Origin of the sequence: Conexibacter sp. W3-3-2, from assembly GCF_009707605.1 — a bacterium.
Classification (GTDB): Bacteria; Actinomycetota; Thermoleophilia; order Solirubrobacterales; family Solirubrobacteraceae; genus Paraconexibacter; species Paraconexibacter algicola.
This window is the reverse complement of record NZ_WLYW01000001.1, coordinates 1,141,555-1,159,099: the sequence shown is the minus strand read 5'-3', so window position 1 is coordinate 1,159,099 and position 17,545 is coordinate 1,141,555. Positions and strand designations below refer to the sequence as shown.

Below are 17,545 nucleotides of genomic sequence, written 5' to 3'. Positions count from 1 at the left end.
GCCCGGAGCGTCAGATCGACAGCGACGCGGTGCAGACCTCGCCCGAGGGGCTGACGGCGCGGGCGGAGATGCGGTCGGTGCCGGCGGGGTTGGCGATCTTGCGCTCCACGGAGAAGGAGCCGCTGGGCGCGCGGGTGGTGGCGGTGCGGCGCACGACGGTGTCGTCGTTGCGGGTGATCGTCACGGCCCAGGCGGAGCCGACGCGGTTCTCGTCGACCTCGAACTCGACCTCGAGGCGGCCGTCGTCGGGCTTGGCCTTCAGCTTCGCGGTGGAGTCGCCGTCGCAGCTGCCGGTGACGCGCACGCGCGCCTTGCGGGTCTTGCCCTTGCTCGTGGTGGCGTCGCTGGTGCGGTCGTCGCGCAGGCCGCCCTTGTCGTCGCCGCGGTCGTGGGCGGGGCCGTCGTCGGCGCCGTGCTTGGCGAGCGCGGCCGCCGGGGTGAGGGCGGTGGCGAGGATCGTGAGCGCGGCGGCGGTGCGGGTGGTGCGAGACATGGTCCCTCCTGGGGGTCGCTTCGGGATGGGTGGATCGTGGAGCGGCCGCGGTCCGCATCTCAATGGGACCAAGGTCTGATGGCGGCCTGCGACCCGCCCCGCGAGAATCCGGGCCGTGCTCGCGCAGACCCCACCCCCGCGCCTGGGGGCCGCCGTGGCGCGGTTCGTGCTCGCAAGCCTCGTCGCCGTGGCCGTCATCGTCGTCGGCGGGTTCGTGCTGCTGCGCGACGCCGCCGAGCAGGAGGCCGAGCGCGACACGCGCGAGCGCGTCGTGGCGATCGCGTCGCTGGTGGAGACCGCGGGCCTGCAGGACGGGCTGCTGCGCGGCGACCCGGCCGCGCTGCGGCGGCTGGACGACCTCGTGCTGGGCAAGGTGCTGGCCGGGTCGATCGTGCGCGTGAAGGTCTGGACGCGCGACGGGCGGATCCTCTACTCCGACGAGCCAGCGCTGATCGGCCGCCGCTACACGCTCGGGGAGGACGAGCGCGAGCTGTTCGAGACCGGTGGGGCGGAGGCCGAACTCAGCGACCTCGGCAAGCCCGAGAACCGGCTCGAGCGGCCGGAGGGCAAGCTGCTGGAGGCGCACACGACGATCCGCACCCCGAACGGCACGCAGGTGCTGTTCGAGATCTACCAGCGGTTCGGGTCGGTCAGCGCGAGCGCCGAGCGGCTGCTCGGCACGATGGCCCCGCCGCTGATCGGCGGCGTCGTGGTCCTGCTGCTGCTGCAGGTGCCGCTGGCGTGGCGGATGGCCCGGCGGCTGCAGCGCGGCCACCAGGAGCGCGAGGTGCTGCTGGCCAGCGCCGTCGAGTCCTCGTCGCGCGAGCGCGGCCGGATCGCCGCCGACCTCCACGACGGGCTCGTGCAGGACCTCGCGGGCGTCGCGTTCGGGCTCGCGCCGCTGGCCGCGTCGGCCCGGGCACGCGGTGCGGACGAGGAGGCCGGCGTGCTCGACGGCGCGACCGCGACCCTGCGCCAGGGCGTGCGCGACCTGCGCACGCTCCTGGTCGAGATCCATCCGCCGAACCTCTCGTCCGCGGGCCTGGAGGTGGCGCTCAGCGACCTGCTGTCGCCGCTGGCCCGGGCGGGCGTGCAGACCGGCCTGGACCTGCACGGCGAGGTGCCGGTGGCGCGGCAGGAGCTCGTCTACCGGGTGGCGCGCGAGGCGGTCCGCAACGCGGCCGCGCACGCCGACCCGGCGACGGTGACGATCGCCGTGCGCGCGGGGGAGGGCCGGGTGCGGCTCGTCGTGCGCGACGACGGGCGCGGCTTCGCCGACGGGGAGCGCGAGCGGCGGGCGCAGGAGGGCCACGTGGGCCTGTCGCTGCTGGAGGGCCTCGTCGGCCAGGCGGGCGGCCGGCTGGCCGTCACGTCGGTGCCGGGCGAGGGGACGACGGTCGAGCTGGAGGTGCCGCAGGGATGATCCGCGTCGTGCTGGCCGACGATCACGGCGTGATCCGCGACGGGCTCGGACGGCTGATCGCCGCCCTGGAGGACGTGGAGCTGGCCGGGGTCGCCGCCGACGGGCAGGAGGCCGTGACGGTGTGCGCGCAGGTGGCGCCGGACGTCGTGCTCATGGACCTCGACATGCCGGTGCTCGACGGGATCGAGGCGACCCGTCGCATCCGCGCCGCCGGACCCGACGCGCCCGCCGTCGTGGTGCTGACCGCGTTCTCCGACCGTCCCCGGATCATGAGCGCCCTGGAGGCCGGGGCGTGCGGCTACCTGCTCAAGGACGTGGAGGCCGAGGAGGTCGCCGCCGGCATCCGCGCGGCGGCGCGCGGCGAGTCGCCGCTGGACCCGCGGGCGGCGCGCACGATCCTCGACGCGCGCAGCGCCCCCGACCCGCTGGCGGAGCTGTCCCCGCGCGAGCGCGAGGTGCTCGGCCTGCTCGTCGAAGGCCTGCCGAACAAGCTCATCGCCCGCCGGCTGGAGATCAGCGAGAAGACCGTCAAGTCGCACCTGACGCGGATCTTCCGCGTGCTCGGCGTCACCGACCGCACGCAGGCCGCGCTGTGGGCCGAGCGGCACGGGCTGGCGGGATGAGCGCGGTCCGACCAAGGTCCCATTGCCCGTGGGGGGCGGGGCGTGACAGCGTGCAGCACGTGCCGCGCCGCCCGTCGCTCTTGCTCGTCGTTGTCGTCGTCGGTCTCGGTCTCGTCGGGCCGGGGGCGGGCGTCGCGACGGCCAAGGGCGGTGACGGCGACCGCGCCGAGACGCGCGTCAGCGGCCGCTGCTCCGGTGCGGGCACCGCGCAGCTGCGCCTGCGCGCACGGGACGGCGCGATCCGCCTGGACTTCGACGCGCGGCGCGTGAGCACCCGCGCCCGCTGGCGCGTCGTCGTCGTGCAGGAACGCCGCGTCGTCGCCCGCCTCACCGTCCGTCCGTCCTCCAGCGGCCTCAGCGTCCGCCGCACCCTCCGCGACCTGCCCGGCAGCGACGCCATCAGCGTCCGCGCGACCGGCCCCGGCGGCGCAAGCTGCACCGCCGCCGCCACCCTCGCCGGCACCACCGACTGACCGGGACGCGCCCCTCGGCCCCGGGCCGGTACCCTGTGCCACGCACCACGGGGAGTGGCGCAGTCTGGTAGCGCACCCGGCTGGGGGCCGGGCGGTCGCAGGTTCAAATCCTGTCTCCCCGACTACTCGAAAGCCCTGCAAACGCGGGGCTTTCGCCGTCTGGTGGCTTCTCGCGCGGTGGGCGACTTGGTTCCAATTTGGTTCCAATTCGGCGTAGCGGTTTTCCCAAGTGGTTCGGGTCCGGCCGGGCACAGTCCTTGCGAGGGCGGCGAGGGATCCTCCCGTGGCGGCCCTGCGAGACGCCCGCTACGCCCAGGCCTAACGTCGCGTCGTCCGGTCAGAAGCCTAGGCTCGCCATCGACTCAGTGTGGTTAGGATTGAGGAGCAGGTCTGACGTTAGGGTCGGTCCTGCAGGGCGAGATGAAAGGCGGATCTCTTGACGGAGATGGCCAGGCAAGAGACGGCGGAGTTCAATGCATTGAGCGCCGTTTTGAAGGATGTTGCAAGCGCGCGGGCTCAACTGCCCGCAGATGAGCAGGAACGGCACGCCGAAGCGAGCCGCAGCGTTGTAGAGGCACGCCGCAGCGCTGAGACGCACGAAGGACTCCTTCAGGTCTGTTGACAGGTGCTCGCCGGCGTCGATCCTTGGGTCCCGGGGGACACACGGGCCGACGTCGTTGAGCTCACGGCGGATGCGCACTGGGAAGCGCTGGAAGCGGCGTACCCGGCGCGGGGACGAGCCTGGCGGAGCGTTCTGGCCGTCGCTCGAGAGTTGGGATGCTCTTCGGTAGTCGTCGAACATCGCTACATCGACGTTGACTACCGAAGCGAACACGCGGCCTTCTGGGCACAGCGGTTCGTCGTCGGATCTCCGTTCACGCGACGGCTCCACTTCTTCCGGGGTCAGCTTGCTAGCGCGGACTTGCATGCGCTGCCTGCCGACCATGGTTATCTCGGATACGCGGTACTGAGACCGATCGAGGTCGGGCGTGTCGGACGTACGGTCCTGGCGGTCCCCCCACGTCTGGCACAGGCGACCGTGGCCACGGCGACCGAGACCGTGTCGTTGTTCGGCAACGACCTCCAAGTCGTTGGCGTCCCGTTCTGCGAACAGGACGCTGAATATCTTCGTTGTGCGCACGCTGCCGCATGGGTCTGCCACTACTCCGCGAATCGGCGCGGTTTGGTGGGGCGCCAGTCGACGTCGGAGCTCGTCGCTCTAACGCCCGACCTGTTGTCGCAGGAGCGCGCCTTGCCCTCCAAGGGGCTGAGCCTCCTCCAGCTGCAGGCGGTGTTCGGAGCGACGGGTCAGCCCGCTCTGTTCTACGGCTTCTCAGCGCTCCCAAACGTCGTTGGGGTCCCGGGCCCGACGCCCGCATTCGACGAGGACGGGAACGAGCTAGCGCCTGGCTATTGGGACAAGCGCTGCTTCAGCATCATCTGCCGATATCTCAACTCAGGGTTCCCGGTCTTGATCGCGGGCCGTGACCATGCCTGGGTCGTGGTCGGGTGGAAACGTGAGAGCAATGGTCACATCACCTTCGTTGCGTGCGATGACCAAGTTGGACCGTACGAGGAAATCCGCTATCCCTGGGAGCACTACAAATCTCCTTGGCACAGCATCATGGTCCCGTTGCCGCCACGCGTTTTCCTGACCGGAGAAGCTGCGGAGAATGACGCGTTTCTGAGCTTGCGGGCGATTTGGGCGGGCAACGCGGCATCACAGTCGCTGGCCGAGGGACTGCTCGACGGTACGGTCCAGTTGCGAACTCGACTGAAGAGCAACCGCGAATTCAAGCGGGAGATTGCTCAGCAGACTTCGTCCGACGAGGTGCTTCAGGCGATCCGGCTGGCACATCTTCCGCATTACGTCTGGATCGTTGAGGCGCACCTACGAGATAGATGTGGTCACGCGGAGTGCGTGACCGCCACGGTGCTCTATGACGCGACCTCAAGCGATCATGCGCCGCGGGCGTGCGCGATCTCGATACCGGGCGCAGTAGCGACGTATCCACCCGAGAGCGGATCGGACCCGCATGTTGTGCGCGCATCGACCGCTCCCTGGCGCTCGATGCTGCCGGTCCATTAGCGCACCTCTACCGGCAGAACGAGCTGCCCGGCCTCGTCGATGCGTTCGGGCGCCACGAGAGCCGCGCGACACCGCCGCGGGTTTATGACTAGCCGACCAACGAACTCAGGGGGGAGTAGTTCGGCTCTCGCGCGACTAAGAAGGTATGGCAAGTCTTTCCTCCTCGGCACGGCACGCCTCAGGCGGCCGACCCCCGATCGTCGCAATGTTGTACCGCGCGGCGATTCGCAAACTGAGCGAACGGGTAAATCGCGCCGCGAGCAAGGGAGCGGCACCGTGCCGGACGCGTTCACCTGGGAGGCCCGACGGTGGCACTAGCGCCACAGGCCGACGAGCGCCCGGAACTCGACCGAGCGTTCGAGGAGCACCGCGCCGCGATCATGTCGATGCTCCGCCTCGAGTTCGCGGGCGTGGACGACCACGAGGACCTCTACCAAGAGGCCTGGGTCGAGGCGCTGGAGAAGATCCAGCAAGGGACCGAGGTCAAGAACCTCCGCGCGTTCCTCCGGCTGATCGCTTGGCGTCGCGCGAGAGACAAGCTCCGCAACGTCGCAGCGGCACCCGAGGACCCCAAGGGAGATGTTCTCGGCGAGCAGATGGACATAGGCCCGCTCCCCGACGAGATCGCCCAGGTTCACATCGACGCGAAGGCGGTCAGAAACGTCATCGACGCGCTCGACGAGCGACGGGCCGCAGCGGTAAAGATGCGCTTCGACCTCGGCATGACCTCGGTCGAGATCGAGAGCGCGCTCGGAATCAGTCGCAAGCGTCTCGACAAGCTCTTCGGAAGTGCTTACCGGCTGATCGAGGAGCAACTCCTCGCTGACGAGACCGGGGAAGCGCCGTGGACCCGGCGTCAGCGGAGCCTCCTTCACACGTGCCTCTCCGGGATCGCCAGCGAAGCGCAGCGCGCGCGTGCCCAGCACCTCGTCGACACCGATCCGGCGTGCCGAGCGATGCTCGCGCAGATGCGCGCCAGCCTCGACAAGGTCGCAGCCGCGCTGCCGGTGCCGGTCGTCCTCGACGCGCAGACCGATCGTGCTGTGCCGTTCTTCGACCACGTCCAGAACGCGGCCTCCAGCCTTCGGGAGACGGTTGGATCACTGCTCGGGCGGTCCGGCAGCCACGGGTCGACGCTCGAGCCGGTGGCGGGCGGCCTGGCAGGCGCCGGCGCAGCGAGCGCGGCAAAGGTCGTCGTCGTCTGCCTCAGCCTGGGGGCGGGGGCAGCGACGTGCGTCGAACTAGGCGTGGTTGGCGGGGACCCGAAGCCCGAGAACGCCCAAGCGAAGCCTTACGAGAAGCGGCCCGCTCCGAAGGAGGAGCGGGTAGCGGCCGTCGCACCCAGGCCGACGCCGACGCCACGGCCCGCGGCACCGAAACGTTCGAAGCCGAGGGCACCAGCACCAGCCGCGACACCCTCAGCCCCCGTTCCCACGACCAACGGCCCGGCGGCGGCTTCGCCGGCGCCCGCCGGGAGCGTCGAGTTCGGGCCCGGTTCAGTCGGGTCCGTCCCGGCATCGCGCCAGCCGGCGGCGGCCCCTGTAGACGGTGGAGGCGAGTTCACCCCATGACCGAGGAGCGGAGCAAGATGAGGATCGGGCTGGTCAACCTGCTGGTGGTCATGGCCTTGGGCATGCTTGTCGCCCCCGGCATGGCACGAGCTGGAACGTACGACGTGCACGCGTGCAACCCGGCCGTTGCCGGAGGAGCCAACAACGCGTTCTTCCCGCTGAGCAACGCCGGTCTGACGGCGTTCGCCGAATGCCCTGCGGGCCAGGGGATCACGGTGCGCAACGGTTGGGACAACGGCCAGAGCTCGTTCCTGGAGGGCGCGTACATGGTCTTCGACGCACCCGGTGGGAACGTCGTCGAGAGCGTGCACTTCCAAGCGGGCTTCGAACGTCACGACTGCTCGTGGGGAACTGGTGTCGTCGCGAGCGGCTACGACCTGGGCGGGACGCGCGTCTGGGGTTTCGCTCCCGGTGTCGACTGCGGCTCCGGTCAGACACCCGGGCCGACGAACTTCTTCCCGAGCCGGTTCGACTTCGCGATCAACCAACCGCGCGTGCGCTTCGAGACTCGCTGCGGGGCGGGCATTTGCCCACGGACCGGTATCGCTGCATTCCGGGTTCGCGACGTGCTCGTCCGCGTTCGCGACGACGCCGGACCGGCGCTGGCCGGCGGACGCGGCGCGCTGTGGACCAGTGACGGCTGGCTCGCCGGGAGCCACACGGCGGGCTTCGACGCGAGCGACCCCTCGGGCATCCGCGAGATAGGGATCTCGGTCGACGGCAAGCGGGTCGGGACGAGCTCCCCGCCGTGTGACTTCACGCGTCCGACCCCTTGTCCGCCGGCCTCCATCGAGGAGCCGCAGAACACATCCGGATGGGGTGGCGACGGTGAGCACACGGTCACGCTCACCGCAGTGGACGCCGCTGGGAACGCATCGACGTCGAGCCGCGCCGTCAAGGTGGACAACAACGCGCCTGACGCGCCGAAGGACGTCATCGTCGAAGGGGGTGACGGCTGGCGCCCGAGCAATGGCTTCAAGATCAGGTGGACCAACCCCGACCAGACGGCCGCGCCCATCGCCGGCGTGAACTGGGAGCTCTGCACGCCCGACGGCAAGGAGTGCAAGCGCGGCAGCGAGGACAAGGCCGACGTCGAGGCGCTCGACAAGCTCGAGCTCCCTGCGCCGGGCGAGTACCTGCTGAGGCTCTGGCTCCGAGACGCGGCCGGCAATCAGGAGGAGCGGCTCGCCGCACCGTCGATGACGCTGCGCTACGACGACGCCAGCCCGGAGGTCGAGCTGGAGCCGCTCACCGCCGATGACCCGACGCGCGTCACTGCGAAGGTGTCCGACCGCGGCTCTGGTCTGGTGTCCGGGGCGATCGAGATGCGACGGGTCGGAGCGACCGAGTGGACCGCGCTGGCGACGACAGTCGACGCCGAGCGCCTGATCGCGCGCATCGATGACGAGGGCCTGGGCGACGGGCTCTTCGAACTGCGAGCTCGCGCAGCGGACCACGCCGGAAACGAACGGTCGACGACAACGATGAAGGACGGTCGGACCGCCCAGATCACGCTTCCGCTTCGGCTGAAAACAAAGCTCGCCGTCGGCGTCGTCAAGCGGAGCCGCCGTGGGGAGAAGCTCGTGTCCGCGGCCCGCGTCAGCTACGGGCAGCTCGTTCGCGTGCGGGGCCGGATGACGTCACCCGAAGGCAACCCGCTGCAGGATCTCGAGGTCCAGGCCGTCTCGCAGGTCCTCGACGGCGTGACGCCGCCACGCGTCATCGCCACCGTCAAGACCTCGCGCACGGGCAGGTTCTCCTTCCTCGTGCGCAAGGGGCCGAGCCGCAGCATCACGATCCGCTACGCCGGTGCGCCTCAGGTACGGTCGGTCACCCGGGACCTCAAGCTGAACGTTCGCTCGCGTACGACGATCCGGCCGAACCGCCGCTCCTTCGTCAACGGCGACACGGTGCGCTTTCGTGGTGCGGTGACGACGGGGAGAATCCCAGGGGCCGGCAAGCTGATCGAGGTCCAGGTGCTGTCCCGCGGGAAGTGGCGGACCTTTGCGACAACGCGCACGGGAAAGAAGGGCACGTGGCGACACGACTACCGCTTTGACGGAACCAACGGGCGCGTCACGTACCGGTTCCGTGCGCGCGTTCCGCGGGAGAGCGGCTACCCGTTTGTCACGGGCGGCTCGCGCAGCATCCGCGTTCGAGTTCGCGGGTTGTAGGGGAGAGAACCTGCGGCACGCCGCTAGGACGAGGAACGCAAACCATGCGGAACGGAGGACCGACGTGATCGATCGATGCAAGGCCAACCTGAGTTACGCGAACGTCATGGCGACGTTCGCGGTCTTCGTCGCCCTCGGCGGGAGCTCCTACGCGGCGATCACGCTGCCGCGGAACAGCGTCGGGGACAAGCAGATCCGGACCGCGGCGGTTCGGTCGAGCGAGGTTCGGGATCGTTCGCTTGGTGTCCGGGACCTGAGCCTCGACGCTCGAAAGTCTTTGCGCGGGCTGGCTGGACCCGCAGGTCCGGTCGGGGCGCAAGGTCCGGCCGGGCCCGGCGCGGCCAAGTTCTTCGCGGTCGTCGCACCGAGCGGGACGTTCACCCGTGGCAACGCAACGAGCGGCGGCAAAGCCGGTGGATTCGGGACCTACCTCGTGTCATTCCCGAGTCCTGTGAGCGCGTGCGCTTTCTCGGCGACGCTCGCGACAACCGAGGGGGCGCCGGCGCCGGCGGGTCGGGTGACCGTGGCAGATTCGGGGAGTGGCGGAGTGGCCGTGCAGACCTACGACGCGGCGGGCACAGCGGCTGACCTCGGGTTCCATCTAATAGTCGCCTGCTGACCCGAGGCCGACCGATGCGCCAACGAAGAGGGTTCGGCCACGTTCTGCGTCGGCGACAGCGGCTGACGGGCCCTCTAGATCGCCATGCGTGCTTGGTCATCGCTGCGTGTGCGCCGCCGTCGTTCGACCTCGGCGGCGATGCGAGTCTCCAGCCAGCGATTTCCGGCCTCAAGTTCCGCGACGGTTTGCTCCTTCACCGTCCGGCCGGCTGCGCACATCTGACTGGTTTGTGAGTGCAGTTGGCTGAACGGAACGGTGCGATTCAGAATTTCGCCAAGCCGGCGCACGAGAGCGTCGCGCTGGTTGCGCAGCTTCTTGCGGCGCACGTAGTCGGGCTCCTCGGCGATCTCGGTGCTCGTCGACGCGGCCGTGCGCCCGTTCATGCGCCGCCACATCTCCTCGACGGTGACCCCCTGAGCGCGTGCGAGCGCTTCGATATGGAAGGCCGTGTCGGGATCGGGAATCTCGGTGCCGGAAACCATCGCGGCCTGCGGAGCCAAGTCTGCGCCCAGCGCGGCAAACGATCCGGTCGGCTCGTCGCAGGCCCTGTCCTCGTCATTGGTCTCGGGGCCCGAACCGGGGTCCTCGTCTTCAAGACGGTGCTCCATCTCGCGTTCGACGTCGTGAGCGAGTTGCCGCAGCGTCGGGTCGGCGGGAATGAAAACGAAAGAGCAATCGTTGCCGGATGTCGGCGAGGTCCGCACGACCCGTCCGCAGATCTGTCGAAACAGCAATGGTGTCTTCTTCGGCGTCGCGTACACCAGCGCCCGAAGCCGGGGAATGTCGGTGCCTTCAGACACCATGTTCACGGCCACGAGCCACCGCTTGGACGTCCGCGCGAACTCCTCAAGACGCTCCGACGCCAGAGGATCACTGGACACCACAAGCGTTGCCGCCTCGCCGGTGATCTGTGCCACGACCGCAGCGACGGCGCGAGCGTGCTCGATCTCCTCGCACACGATCAGGCCACCGGCGTCGGGCATCGTTTCGCGGACTTGGGTAAGCCGCTCGTCAGCCTCGCGGACAATGCGCTGCAGGCCGTCGGCGAGGTGCGGTGACAGGGAGGTGCGGTGCCGACGCGCCGCCTCCTTCGCCGAGAGTGCGACCGTGAAGTCCGCCTCGATGCGTCGTCCGTCGGACGTCCACACGAGGGGCCCGTTCATCGGCACGAACGCGATCGCGCGGCAGACACCATCGCCGATCGCCTGACCGTAGGTGTAGCTGAAGTCAGGCCGGCTGACCCCGTCCTCGTCGTAGCGCACCCCGGGGATCGGCAGATTGTCGGACCGAAATGGTGTGCCGGAGAGCAGCAGCCATTTGTGCGCCTGCCCGAACGCTTCCGCCCAGGCGCTCGCCCAAGACTTGTCCTGGCCCAGGTGATGCAGTTCGTCGCCGATGACCAGTGTGCGCTCGCGGCCTGATGCGCGGGCGAGGACGAGCGCAGCGTGGGTGAGCTTCGCGTAGGTGATGGCCACACCGTGCACGTCGGCGGGCTCGGTTACGCCGTCCCAGTTCGGCTCCAGGCTGAGGCCGAGCCGGTGGGCGTCGCGCGCCCACTGCCTTGCCAGGTTGGAAGTCGGGCACACCACGACGACCCGGTCGATCGTTCCTGCCGCGAGCAGTTCGTTTGCGTAGACGAGGCTCGGGATCGTCTTTCCTCCGCCGGGGGTAGCGGCAATCAGAAACGCCTGACCGTCATGGACGCGCAGGGCAGCGAGCGCGCGATCCTGCCAATCACGGAGCTTCAGGTCTGCGGGGAGCGCACGAACGCGGGCGCGCCGCGGGGACGGGGACGAGAACGCTGAGGACATCGATGCTCCCTTGCTGAGATTGCAGCGGGCGCAGAGCGCCTGCCCGTTGGTGACGTGAGTGCGCCCGCCCAAGATGTGCGGGGTCTCGTGGTCGGCATGGAAGCCGACGTTCAGCAGGTCGCCGCACAGAGCGCAGCGACCATCCGCGGCCGCAAAAAGCGCAGCTCGCTCGGCTCCGGAGAACCGGCGCCTAGGGTCAAATTCAGACTCGTTCATGGTCTAGAACGGGATGTCGTCGTCGCCGTTCGGCGGCGCGGGCGTGAAGTCAGTCGCGTCGACGGGAGCCGCGAATCCTCCAGCGCTCTGAGCACCGAATCCTTCTGACGGGCCGAGCCCGTACGTAGATTCCTCGAGGACGTACGCGACATGGCCGGGGACGTTGTGCTCGCTGGAGCCGACCGGGCCGATCAGGGTGTAACGGCCCAGCCAGTCCGGCACGATGATCGCTTCGAACTTCCACTCATCATCGTCGGGCCCCCAGTCGGGAACGAGCCGGATCATGTCCTTCGGAAGATTCTCGGCGTCCAGCCAACCGATGGTCACTTTCAGATCGGCCGTGTCGTCGGCGCTTTCGAACCGCGCCTGGACGGCTCGACGCATCCGAAGGGCGGTCTCGCTCGGGGCGGATCGCGGCTTCCAGACCGGCTCGGCGTCCTTCGCCTGGAAGGCGGCGTAGAAGCCGGGCGCGGTGTGCTCGATGCGTTCTTCGAGGTACAGCTTCGTCATACGAAAGCCGTCTTCCAGCCCAATGCGCAACTGCTCGCTGCCGTGCTGCTGTGCCCACCTGAGCATCTCGACCTCGAAGGAGCGACGCTGCGCGGTCAATCCTGCGTGGTGATGGCGAGCGATGCGCACCCAGTCCTGGGCCCACGCTTCGTACGCGGCGACTAGGTCGCTCACGTTGAACGTCTGCGCCGGCAGGGTCGGGCACTTGCCATGGATCAAGTTGGCCGCCTGAACCGACGATGCGTCGATTCCGCCCATGGTCACGCGGTGGAGAAGCAGTGCGCTACGCGCATGCTGAAACGCAGCAAGATCTTTCGTGCCTTCGACAAGGGTGTGGTGGATCTCGCCGGAACCCTCGATCCGATACTGAACACGAGTCTGCAGCTGGTCGGGCGTGAATCCGAAATGGCGTTCGAGATGGTCGGGGTCGTCGATCGATGACGCGTACTTGTCGATCCAGCGTGAGAGAGCCTTTGGGGCGAGTCTGCGGTACTGCGCAACCCAGTTCTCGTAGGCGTCGATGACGGTCGTCGGGTTGGTGGTCGGTCGCGGGATCTCGGGGCAGTCGCCGATCTGCTCACGGATAGGCCAATCCATGTAGTCGACGTCGGGGTCTTCTGCGTGCGGGTCGTCGCAGTAAGCCGATGCATCGATACCGGTGCCGTGGACTAGTACCCGGTTGTCGTGACCGCCCCGGTACACCTGCGCGATCAGCGCTGCTGCGCGGTTGCTCAACTCTCCGTCGAGTGTCGCGGTGTCCAGCGTGAATTCCAGCTCGGCTGGCGGCGTGCGGCCAGCGAGATACTCCTCGGCAAGCCAAGCGCGGCCGAGCCTGCACGGCAAGGAAGTGGAAAAGGAAACGAGCGCCATGCGCTCCTCCTGTATGTAGGCCCTGAACGGTGTAACCGGGGGCGATGAATTTTGGAACGCCCAGAACCGGAGGCTCGTCGGCGGGTGCTGCGTCGGTGCGTGCCCCGAAGAACGAGGCCAGCTCAAGGTACACCGTGGCCAGGTCGGAATCGAGCAGCCGTCGCAAACGAACCGGAAACTGCGAAGAACTCACAGCACTACAAGCCGGTCACGGACGCTTGTAAGCGCCAGAACGAAGGCCGAGTGCCGTCGATCCTTCGCGCTGCGGTCAGGCCGCGCGTGTCAATGTACGCTCGTGCGGGTCACGCGCGAGCCAGGGCGAACCAGGCCCGGATGCGAGCCGGCAAGAACTCGTCGTGCTCACGGGCGAACTGGACGAGCATGTCGGTCGTGATCAATTGGGTGAGCGACCCGGTGTCGCCGTCGTAGTTTGCGCTCGTCGCGTAGGCGTAGGTATCGGTCGGCGCGGCATCTGCCGCAGTGAGTAGCTCGTCGATGTCGACGGGGGTCGCGCCGGTCTTCACCTGCACGATCCCGCGGCGCAGCGTGCTGCGATGCAACATCGACCACTCGTACGCGGGGGTGTTCCGAGCGCGGGCGCGGGGAAACGCGACGTACCCTCGTTCGATCTGCATCCAGACATAAATGAGGTCCTCGACGTCGTACGGGTCCAGGTGCTCGGTCAGGACTTCCTTGGCAGTGATGTCCAGCTGCGGGGGTTCGCGTTCATGGAGGACCTCCCAGAGGTACTCGCTCAGGAGCCGGGCACCGTCCGGAAGCACGCGGCTGAAGCTCGACCCGGTGCCCACGAACGTTCTGATCACCGAGCCAGGGACCTCTAGATCGTTCAGCGGGCGGGGAGCCCAATCGACGCTGCGAACCTGATGGACGTCGACATCGTAGGCAGCGGACGAAGCATCGAATCGCCACGGGCCCGTCACCTTGCACAACAGGTAGCGGCCGGCGGTGTCGCGGGTCCAGACGAAATCGCCGACCAGGAGCTGCTCACCAAATCGACGGATCGTCATGGCCGCCGAGTGGCCCCAGCCATCGGTGGTGTGGGCGTCGGCCCATTGGACGACCTGATCGAGCGTCCAGGACTCGTCGGCCTCGTTGATCCCCCATCCGATTCCTACGATCTGCTGGTCGAGGCAGTGCTGTACCTGCTGGCCGTGATCGACGCCTTCGACAGTCGAGCGGAGCTTCGTGCGCCATATGGTCGTGGCAGTCTCCTTCTCCATGCGACGAGGCTAACCGCGAGCGGCGATCAGCTCGACGGCGGTCACCACTGAAGCTGCGACGGATCCGGGTCGCACAGGGCGTCGGCGGTCTGGCGCCAGCGGTCGAGCATGGGCGTCTCGTCGGCGGCTGCTTCGTCCTGCAGTCCGTTGGCGAACAGGTCCACGGCGGCAAGGTAGTCCTCGAAGAGCGCGTCGATCGCCAGAGGCAGAAGGAGGGTGTCGTGACCCTTGCGGTGCGCGGGTCGAAGGTGCTGAGCCTGGCCGGGGCCGAGGCCTGCGGGGAGCGGCTCGGCGCGCTGCTGCATGAGCAGCCAGCCGAGCTTCGGCGGGTCATTGTCAGCGTTGGAGAGGATCTTCGGGGCACGGAGGTGAACGACGCCGGTCCGGTACAGCTCGTATAGGTGGGATGCCCAGCGGTCATAGCCCTGGCCGGCGGCGGCGTCGTTGACGACCTCGCGGATGAATCTGACGGTCTTCTTCTTCGTGGCGAGCTGATCGCGTCGCGCCCCGTTCCAGCCGTAGTACAGGGCCGCGACGTAATCGAGGTCGGACATGACGGCGCGGACGGCCCCGAAGAACGCCGGCTCGCCCGTGGTCACGAGTCTTCCGGTCTCGGCCCGTGCCGTGTTCGCCACCTCCTTGCGGAGATGCGCGACGGCGGCCGCATGGTCCATGTCTCGGGTTAGGGGAGGTTGTCCCGTAGCTCGTAGAACTTTGTAGGCGGCGGTTCTCCCGCCTCGTCCGCTCCCGTTGGGAGCGTGACGGGTGCTTGAAGTCCATCCGAGACAGGAGAACCGCCGTGAGGAACGTAGAGCAGGACCCCGACGGCCGCGAGCTCGCGCTGCCGCCCGCTGTGCAGGAGGCGCTCGGAGAGCTCGTCAATGCCGCCAAGGACGGGCTGCTGGCGTTGAGCGTCGGCGTCGGGCTCGGCGTGCTGGACACGCTGATGGAAGAAGAGGTCACCGAGGTCGTCGGCCCGAAAGGCCGACGCGACCCGGACCGCGTCGCGGTGCGCCACGGCCACGAACCGGGCGAGGTCACCTTGGGCGGCCGGCGTGTCGGCGTGCAACGCCCGCGGGTGCGGGCCGCTGACGGCAGCGGCGAGATCCGCCTTCAGACCTACGCGCACTTCGCCGACCGTGACCCACTCACCCGGGTCGTGCTCGAGCAGATGCTCGCCGGCGTCTCCACGCGACGGTTCGCGCGCACCCGGGAGCCGGTCGGCGAGCACGTGACCGCGGCCGAGCGGTCGACCTCCAAGAGCGCGGTCAGCCGCGAGTTCGTCGGGCGCACGACCGAGCACCTGCGCGCGCTCATGTCGCGCGACCTGGGCGACGTGCGGTTGGCGGCGCTGATGCTCGACGGGATCGAGCTCAAAGGCCGCTGCTGCGTCGTCGCCCTCGGGGTCACGACCGATGGGGTGAAGGTCCCGCTCGGCCTCTGGGACGGCAGCACCGAGAACCAGACGGTCGCCCGGCACCTCCTCGCCGACCTCGTCGACCGTGGCCTGGACCTCGACCAGGGCGTCCTGGTCGTCCTGGACGGCGGAAAGGCGCTGCGCGCGGCGGTCGACCAGGTCCTCGGCCCGGTCCCCGTCCAGCGATGCATCCGCCACAAGGAGAGGAACGTCCTGGACCACCTCCCCGAGGCCGATCGCGACCTCGTCAAGCGCAGGTTGCGCACCGCCTGGAAGCAGTCCAACTACGAGCTCGCGCTCGACGGCCTCAACCGGCTCGCCGACGAACTCGCCCACTCCCATCCCGGAGCCGCGGCGTCGCTGCGCGAAGGCCTCCCCGAGACGCTCACACTGCAGCGCCTCGGCTGCCCCGAGCAACTCCGCCGCACCCTCGCCTCGACGAACCCGATCGAGTCGATGATCGAGTTCGTCCGCCGCACCTCCAGGAACGTGAAGCGCTGGCAGTCCGGCGACATGTGCCTCAGATGGACCGCCGCCGGCATGCTCGAAGCCGAACAGCAGTTCCGGAAAATCATCGGCGTCGACCACCTCGCCACACTCACGATCGCCGTCGAGCGCGACCTCGCCGCCCGACGCTCCGCAACCGCCTCGCCGACCATGTCCACCACGACCCCCGAGCCGGCCGCTACGCTCGCACCCGCTCACTGATCACCGAACCGCCGCCGAGAAGTTCCACGGCGACCGGGACATCCTCGGTTAGGGTGGGCATCGGGTCAGGCGTCCGTTAGTAGGGCCATCATCCCGGTGGCGATGGCACCGCAGACTGGCACAGCCGTTCTCGTGATCGCAGCATTCGTGCTGCCGGGCTTCGTGACGGTGCTTCTGCGCGAACGGACGTACCACGTGCGCGCCGGGACAGACGCGCTGGAACTACTGCTCACCGCGCTCTACTACAGCGCGATCATCTACGCCACGGCCGCGGTCGGTGCCGTGGTGGTCGGGGTCTTCATAGATCTCGGGGCGGCGCAGGTCCGCGAGCTGTACCGCGGGAATTCGACGCTCGCCGTCTACACCGCGCTGGGGCTCTTCGCCTTTGTGATTGCGCCCGTGCTTCTGATGATCGCCGGCAAACGGTTCGGCGAGTCCGAGGCGAAAGCGTGGATGGTGAAGAAGCTTGGCTTGGATCCATCGCATGCGACGCGCTCGGGATGGGAGCACTTCTTCCGGCAGCGCAGGCACTGTCTCGTGCGGATGACGCTGGCCGACGGGCGTGTCATCGGAGGGTTGTTCAGTGGCGAGAGCATGGCCGGCTACAGCCAGCACGGCCAAGACATTTTCCTCGAAGAACGCTGGATCCTCAATGACGACAGCTGGTTCATCGAGCCGTCCGACAAGACGCTGGGCCTGTACGTCCCCGGGAGCCAGATCGTCTCGCTTGAGGTCTATGACTACCCGAAGACCCCGGAGGATGCGGAAGAGCCCGGACGCGGAGCTGCCGAGGGTTCGGAGACGGCAGCTGATACCGCTACCGTTGAGCAATGAGCAAGACCGAGAAGATGATCCGGCCGTCGGACGGGGTCAAGAAGGGCGGGTACACGCCTACGGGCAGTGTTCCCCGGCCGTCCGGACCGCCGAAGCAGCCGTCGGATTCCAAGCCTTCATCGACGCCGAAGAAGTCCTAGTGGCGGACGAGCGTCGGATCCAAGAGGTCCCGGACGCCGGCGGTCTGCCAGAGCGTGACCTGCGGGAGGGCATGAGCCCGCGTGCCGAGGGGAAGGGCATGTCGGGCCGTCCTCTGGAACATGGGATGACGCCGAGTGCGGGCACCCGGATCCCGCGACCCGCAAGTCCACCGCAGCAGCCGGCTGACTCGGCCAAGGCGTCGCCGCCGAAGTCCTCGGCCTAGTAGGACGTCGGGTCACGCTCGAAAACGCGCCTTCAAGGAAACGGGTCCTTGGGGGCTGAGGCCGGCTGCTACGCCGACCTACCCCAGTGTCGCTTCTGAACGGCCGCGC

At 68.6% G+C, this 17,545-nt stretch carries 15 protein-coding genes and 1 tRNA gene; 11 read left to right on the top strand and 5 right to left on the bottom strand.

Going from position 1 to position 17,545, the window contains the following annotated elements; genetic code table 11:
• Positions 1-10 precede the first annotated feature (10 nt).
• The gene (locus GKE82_RS05705; RefSeq protein WP_154732647.1) at positions 11-493 is read right to left on the bottom strand and encodes a hypothetical protein; all 483 of its coding nucleotides are present in this window, start codon (positions 491-493) and stop codon (positions 11-13) included.
• Positions 494-608: 115 nt separating this feature from the next.
• On the opposite strand from GKE82_RS05705, the gene GKE82_RS30575 reads away from it, so the two are divergent.
• From GKE82_RS30575 to GKE82_RS05665, 8 genes are all read left to right on the top strand, one after another.
• Positions 609-1,916 carry a sensor histidine kinase gene (locus GKE82_RS30575; protein ID WP_154732646.1) on the top strand — a complete coding sequence of 436 codons (1,308 nt, stop codon included), beginning with the start codon at positions 609-611 and terminating at the stop codon, positions 1,914-1,916.
• Complete coding sequence (locus GKE82_RS05695; RefSeq protein ID WP_107570617.1) at positions 1,913-2,539, top strand: response regulator transcription factor; 627 nt, start codon at positions 1,913-1,915, stop codon at positions 2,537-2,539. Before GKE82_RS30575 ends, GKE82_RS05695 begins: the two co-directional genes overlap by 4 nt.
• Before the next feature lie 59 nt (positions 2,540-2,598).
• The gene (locus GKE82_RS05690; RefSeq protein ID WP_154732645.1) at positions 2,599-3,012 is read left to right on the top strand and encodes a hypothetical protein; all 414 of its coding nucleotides are present in this window, start codon (positions 2,599-2,601) and stop codon (positions 3,010-3,012) included.
• Between the two features lie 48 nt (positions 3,013-3,060).
• Positions 3,061-3,134 (top strand) — tRNA-Pro (locus GKE82_RS05685).
• A 503-nt stretch (positions 3,135-3,637) separates the two neighbouring features.
• A complete protein-coding gene (locus GKE82_RS05680; protein WP_154732644.1) occupies positions 3,638-5,101 on the top strand; it encodes a hypothetical protein in 1,464 nt (487 codons plus the stop codon).
• A gap of 308 nt (positions 5,102-5,409) precedes the next feature.
• Positions 5,410-6,672, top strand: a complete 1,263-nt coding sequence (locus tag GKE82_RS05675) for a sigma-70 family RNA polymerase sigma factor (protein WP_154732643.1) — start codon at positions 5,410-5,412, stop codon at positions 6,670-6,672.
• Complete coding sequence (locus GKE82_RS05670; protein ID WP_154732642.1) at positions 6,669-8,846, top strand: hypothetical protein; 2,178 nt, start codon at positions 6,669-6,671, stop codon at positions 8,844-8,846. Before GKE82_RS05675 ends, GKE82_RS05670 begins: the two co-directional genes overlap by 4 nt.
• A 64-nt stretch (positions 8,847-8,910) precedes the next feature.
• A complete protein-coding gene (locus tag GKE82_RS05665) occupies positions 8,911-9,465 on the top strand; it encodes a hypothetical protein (RefSeq protein WP_154732641.1) in 555 nt (184 codons plus the stop codon).
• Positions 9,466-9,539: 74 nt separating this feature from the next.
• On the opposite strand, the gene GKE82_RS05660 is transcribed toward GKE82_RS05665, so the two are convergent.
• The 4 genes from GKE82_RS05660 to GKE82_RS05645 form a co-directional block, all read right to left on the bottom strand.
• The gene (locus GKE82_RS05660) at positions 9,540-11,492 is read right to left on the bottom strand and encodes a DEAD/DEAH box helicase family protein (RefSeq protein WP_154732640.1); all 1,953 of its coding nucleotides are present in this window, start codon (positions 11,490-11,492) and stop codon (positions 9,540-9,542) included.
• A 3-nt stretch (positions 11,493-11,495) separates the two neighbouring features.
• The gene (locus GKE82_RS05655; RefSeq protein ID WP_154732639.1) at positions 11,496-12,872 is read right to left on the bottom strand and encodes a hypothetical protein; all 1,377 of its coding nucleotides are present in this window, start codon (positions 12,870-12,872) and stop codon (positions 11,496-11,498) included.
• Between the two features lie 302 nt (positions 12,873-13,174).
• Positions 13,175-14,113, bottom strand: a complete 939-nt coding sequence (locus tag GKE82_RS05650) for a hypothetical protein (RefSeq protein WP_154732638.1) — start codon at positions 14,111-14,113, stop codon at positions 13,175-13,177.
• Between the two features lie 41 nt (positions 14,114-14,154).
• Positions 14,155-14,787: a hypothetical protein gene (locus GKE82_RS05645; RefSeq protein ID WP_154732637.1), complete on the bottom strand. Its 633-nt coding sequence runs from the start codon at positions 14,785-14,787 to the stop codon at positions 14,155-14,157.
• Positions 14,788-14,912: 125 nt separating this feature from the next.
• Here GKE82_RS05645 and GKE82_RS05640 point away from each other — a divergent pair, with 125 nt between their 5' ends.
• The 3 genes from GKE82_RS05640 to GKE82_RS05630 all read left to right on the top strand — a co-directional run bounded on the left by GKE82_RS05640 (position 14,913) and on the right by GKE82_RS05630 (position 17,212).
• The gene (locus tag GKE82_RS05640; protein ID WP_196189050.1) at positions 14,913-16,238 is read left to right on the top strand and encodes an IS256 family transposase; all 1,326 of its coding nucleotides are present in this window, start codon (positions 14,913-14,915) and stop codon (positions 16,236-16,238) included.
• Between the two features lie 102 nt (positions 16,239-16,340).
• The gene (locus GKE82_RS05635; RefSeq protein WP_154732636.1) at positions 16,341-17,072 is read left to right on the top strand and encodes a DUF6338 family protein; all 732 of its coding nucleotides are present in this window, start codon (positions 16,341-16,343) and stop codon (positions 17,070-17,072) included.
• Positions 17,069-17,212 carry a hypothetical protein gene (locus tag GKE82_RS05630; RefSeq protein WP_154732635.1) on the top strand — a complete coding sequence of 48 codons (144 nt, stop codon included), beginning with the start codon at positions 17,069-17,071 and terminating at the stop codon, positions 17,210-17,212. Before GKE82_RS05635 ends, GKE82_RS05630 begins: the two co-directional genes overlap by 4 nt.
• Positions 17,213-17,545 lie beyond the last annotated feature (333 nt).

Excerpts from the sequence above, each read along its gene's own strand:
- GKE82_RS05705 (WP_154732647.1), bottom strand. The coding sequence starts at position 493 with ATGTCTCGCACCACCCGCACCGCCGCCGCGCTCACGATCCTCGCCACC.
- GKE82_RS05695 (WP_107570617.1), top strand. The coding sequence starts at position 1,913 with ATGATCCGCGTCGTGCTGGCCGACGATCACGGCGTGATCCGCGACGGG.
- GKE82_RS05670 (WP_154732642.1), top strand. The coding sequence starts at position 6,669 with ATGACCGAGGAGCGGAGCAAGATGAGGATCGGGCTGGTCAACCTGCTG.
- GKE82_RS05660 (WP_154732640.1), bottom strand. The coding sequence starts at position 11,492 with ATGAACGAGTCTGAATTTGACCCTAGGCGCCGGTTCTCCGGAGCCGAG.
- GKE82_RS05655 (WP_154732639.1), bottom strand. The coding sequence starts at position 12,872 with ATGGCGCTCGTTTCCTTTTCCACTTCCTTGCCGTGCAGGCTCGGCCGC.
- GKE82_RS05650 (WP_154732638.1), bottom strand. The coding sequence starts at position 14,113 with ATGGAGAAGGAGACTGCCACGACCATATGGCGCACGAAGCTCCGCTCG.
- GKE82_RS05645 (WP_154732637.1), bottom strand. The coding sequence starts at position 14,787 with ATGGACCATGCGGCCGCCGTCGCGCATCTCCGCAAGGAGGTGGCGAAC.
- GKE82_RS05635 (WP_154732636.1), top strand. The coding sequence starts at position 16,341 with ATGGCACCGCAGACTGGCACAGCCGTTCTCGTGATCGCAGCATTCGTG.
- GKE82_RS05630 (WP_154732635.1), top strand. The coding sequence starts at position 17,069 with ATGAGCAAGACCGAGAAGATGATCCGGCCGTCGGACGGGGTCAAGAAG.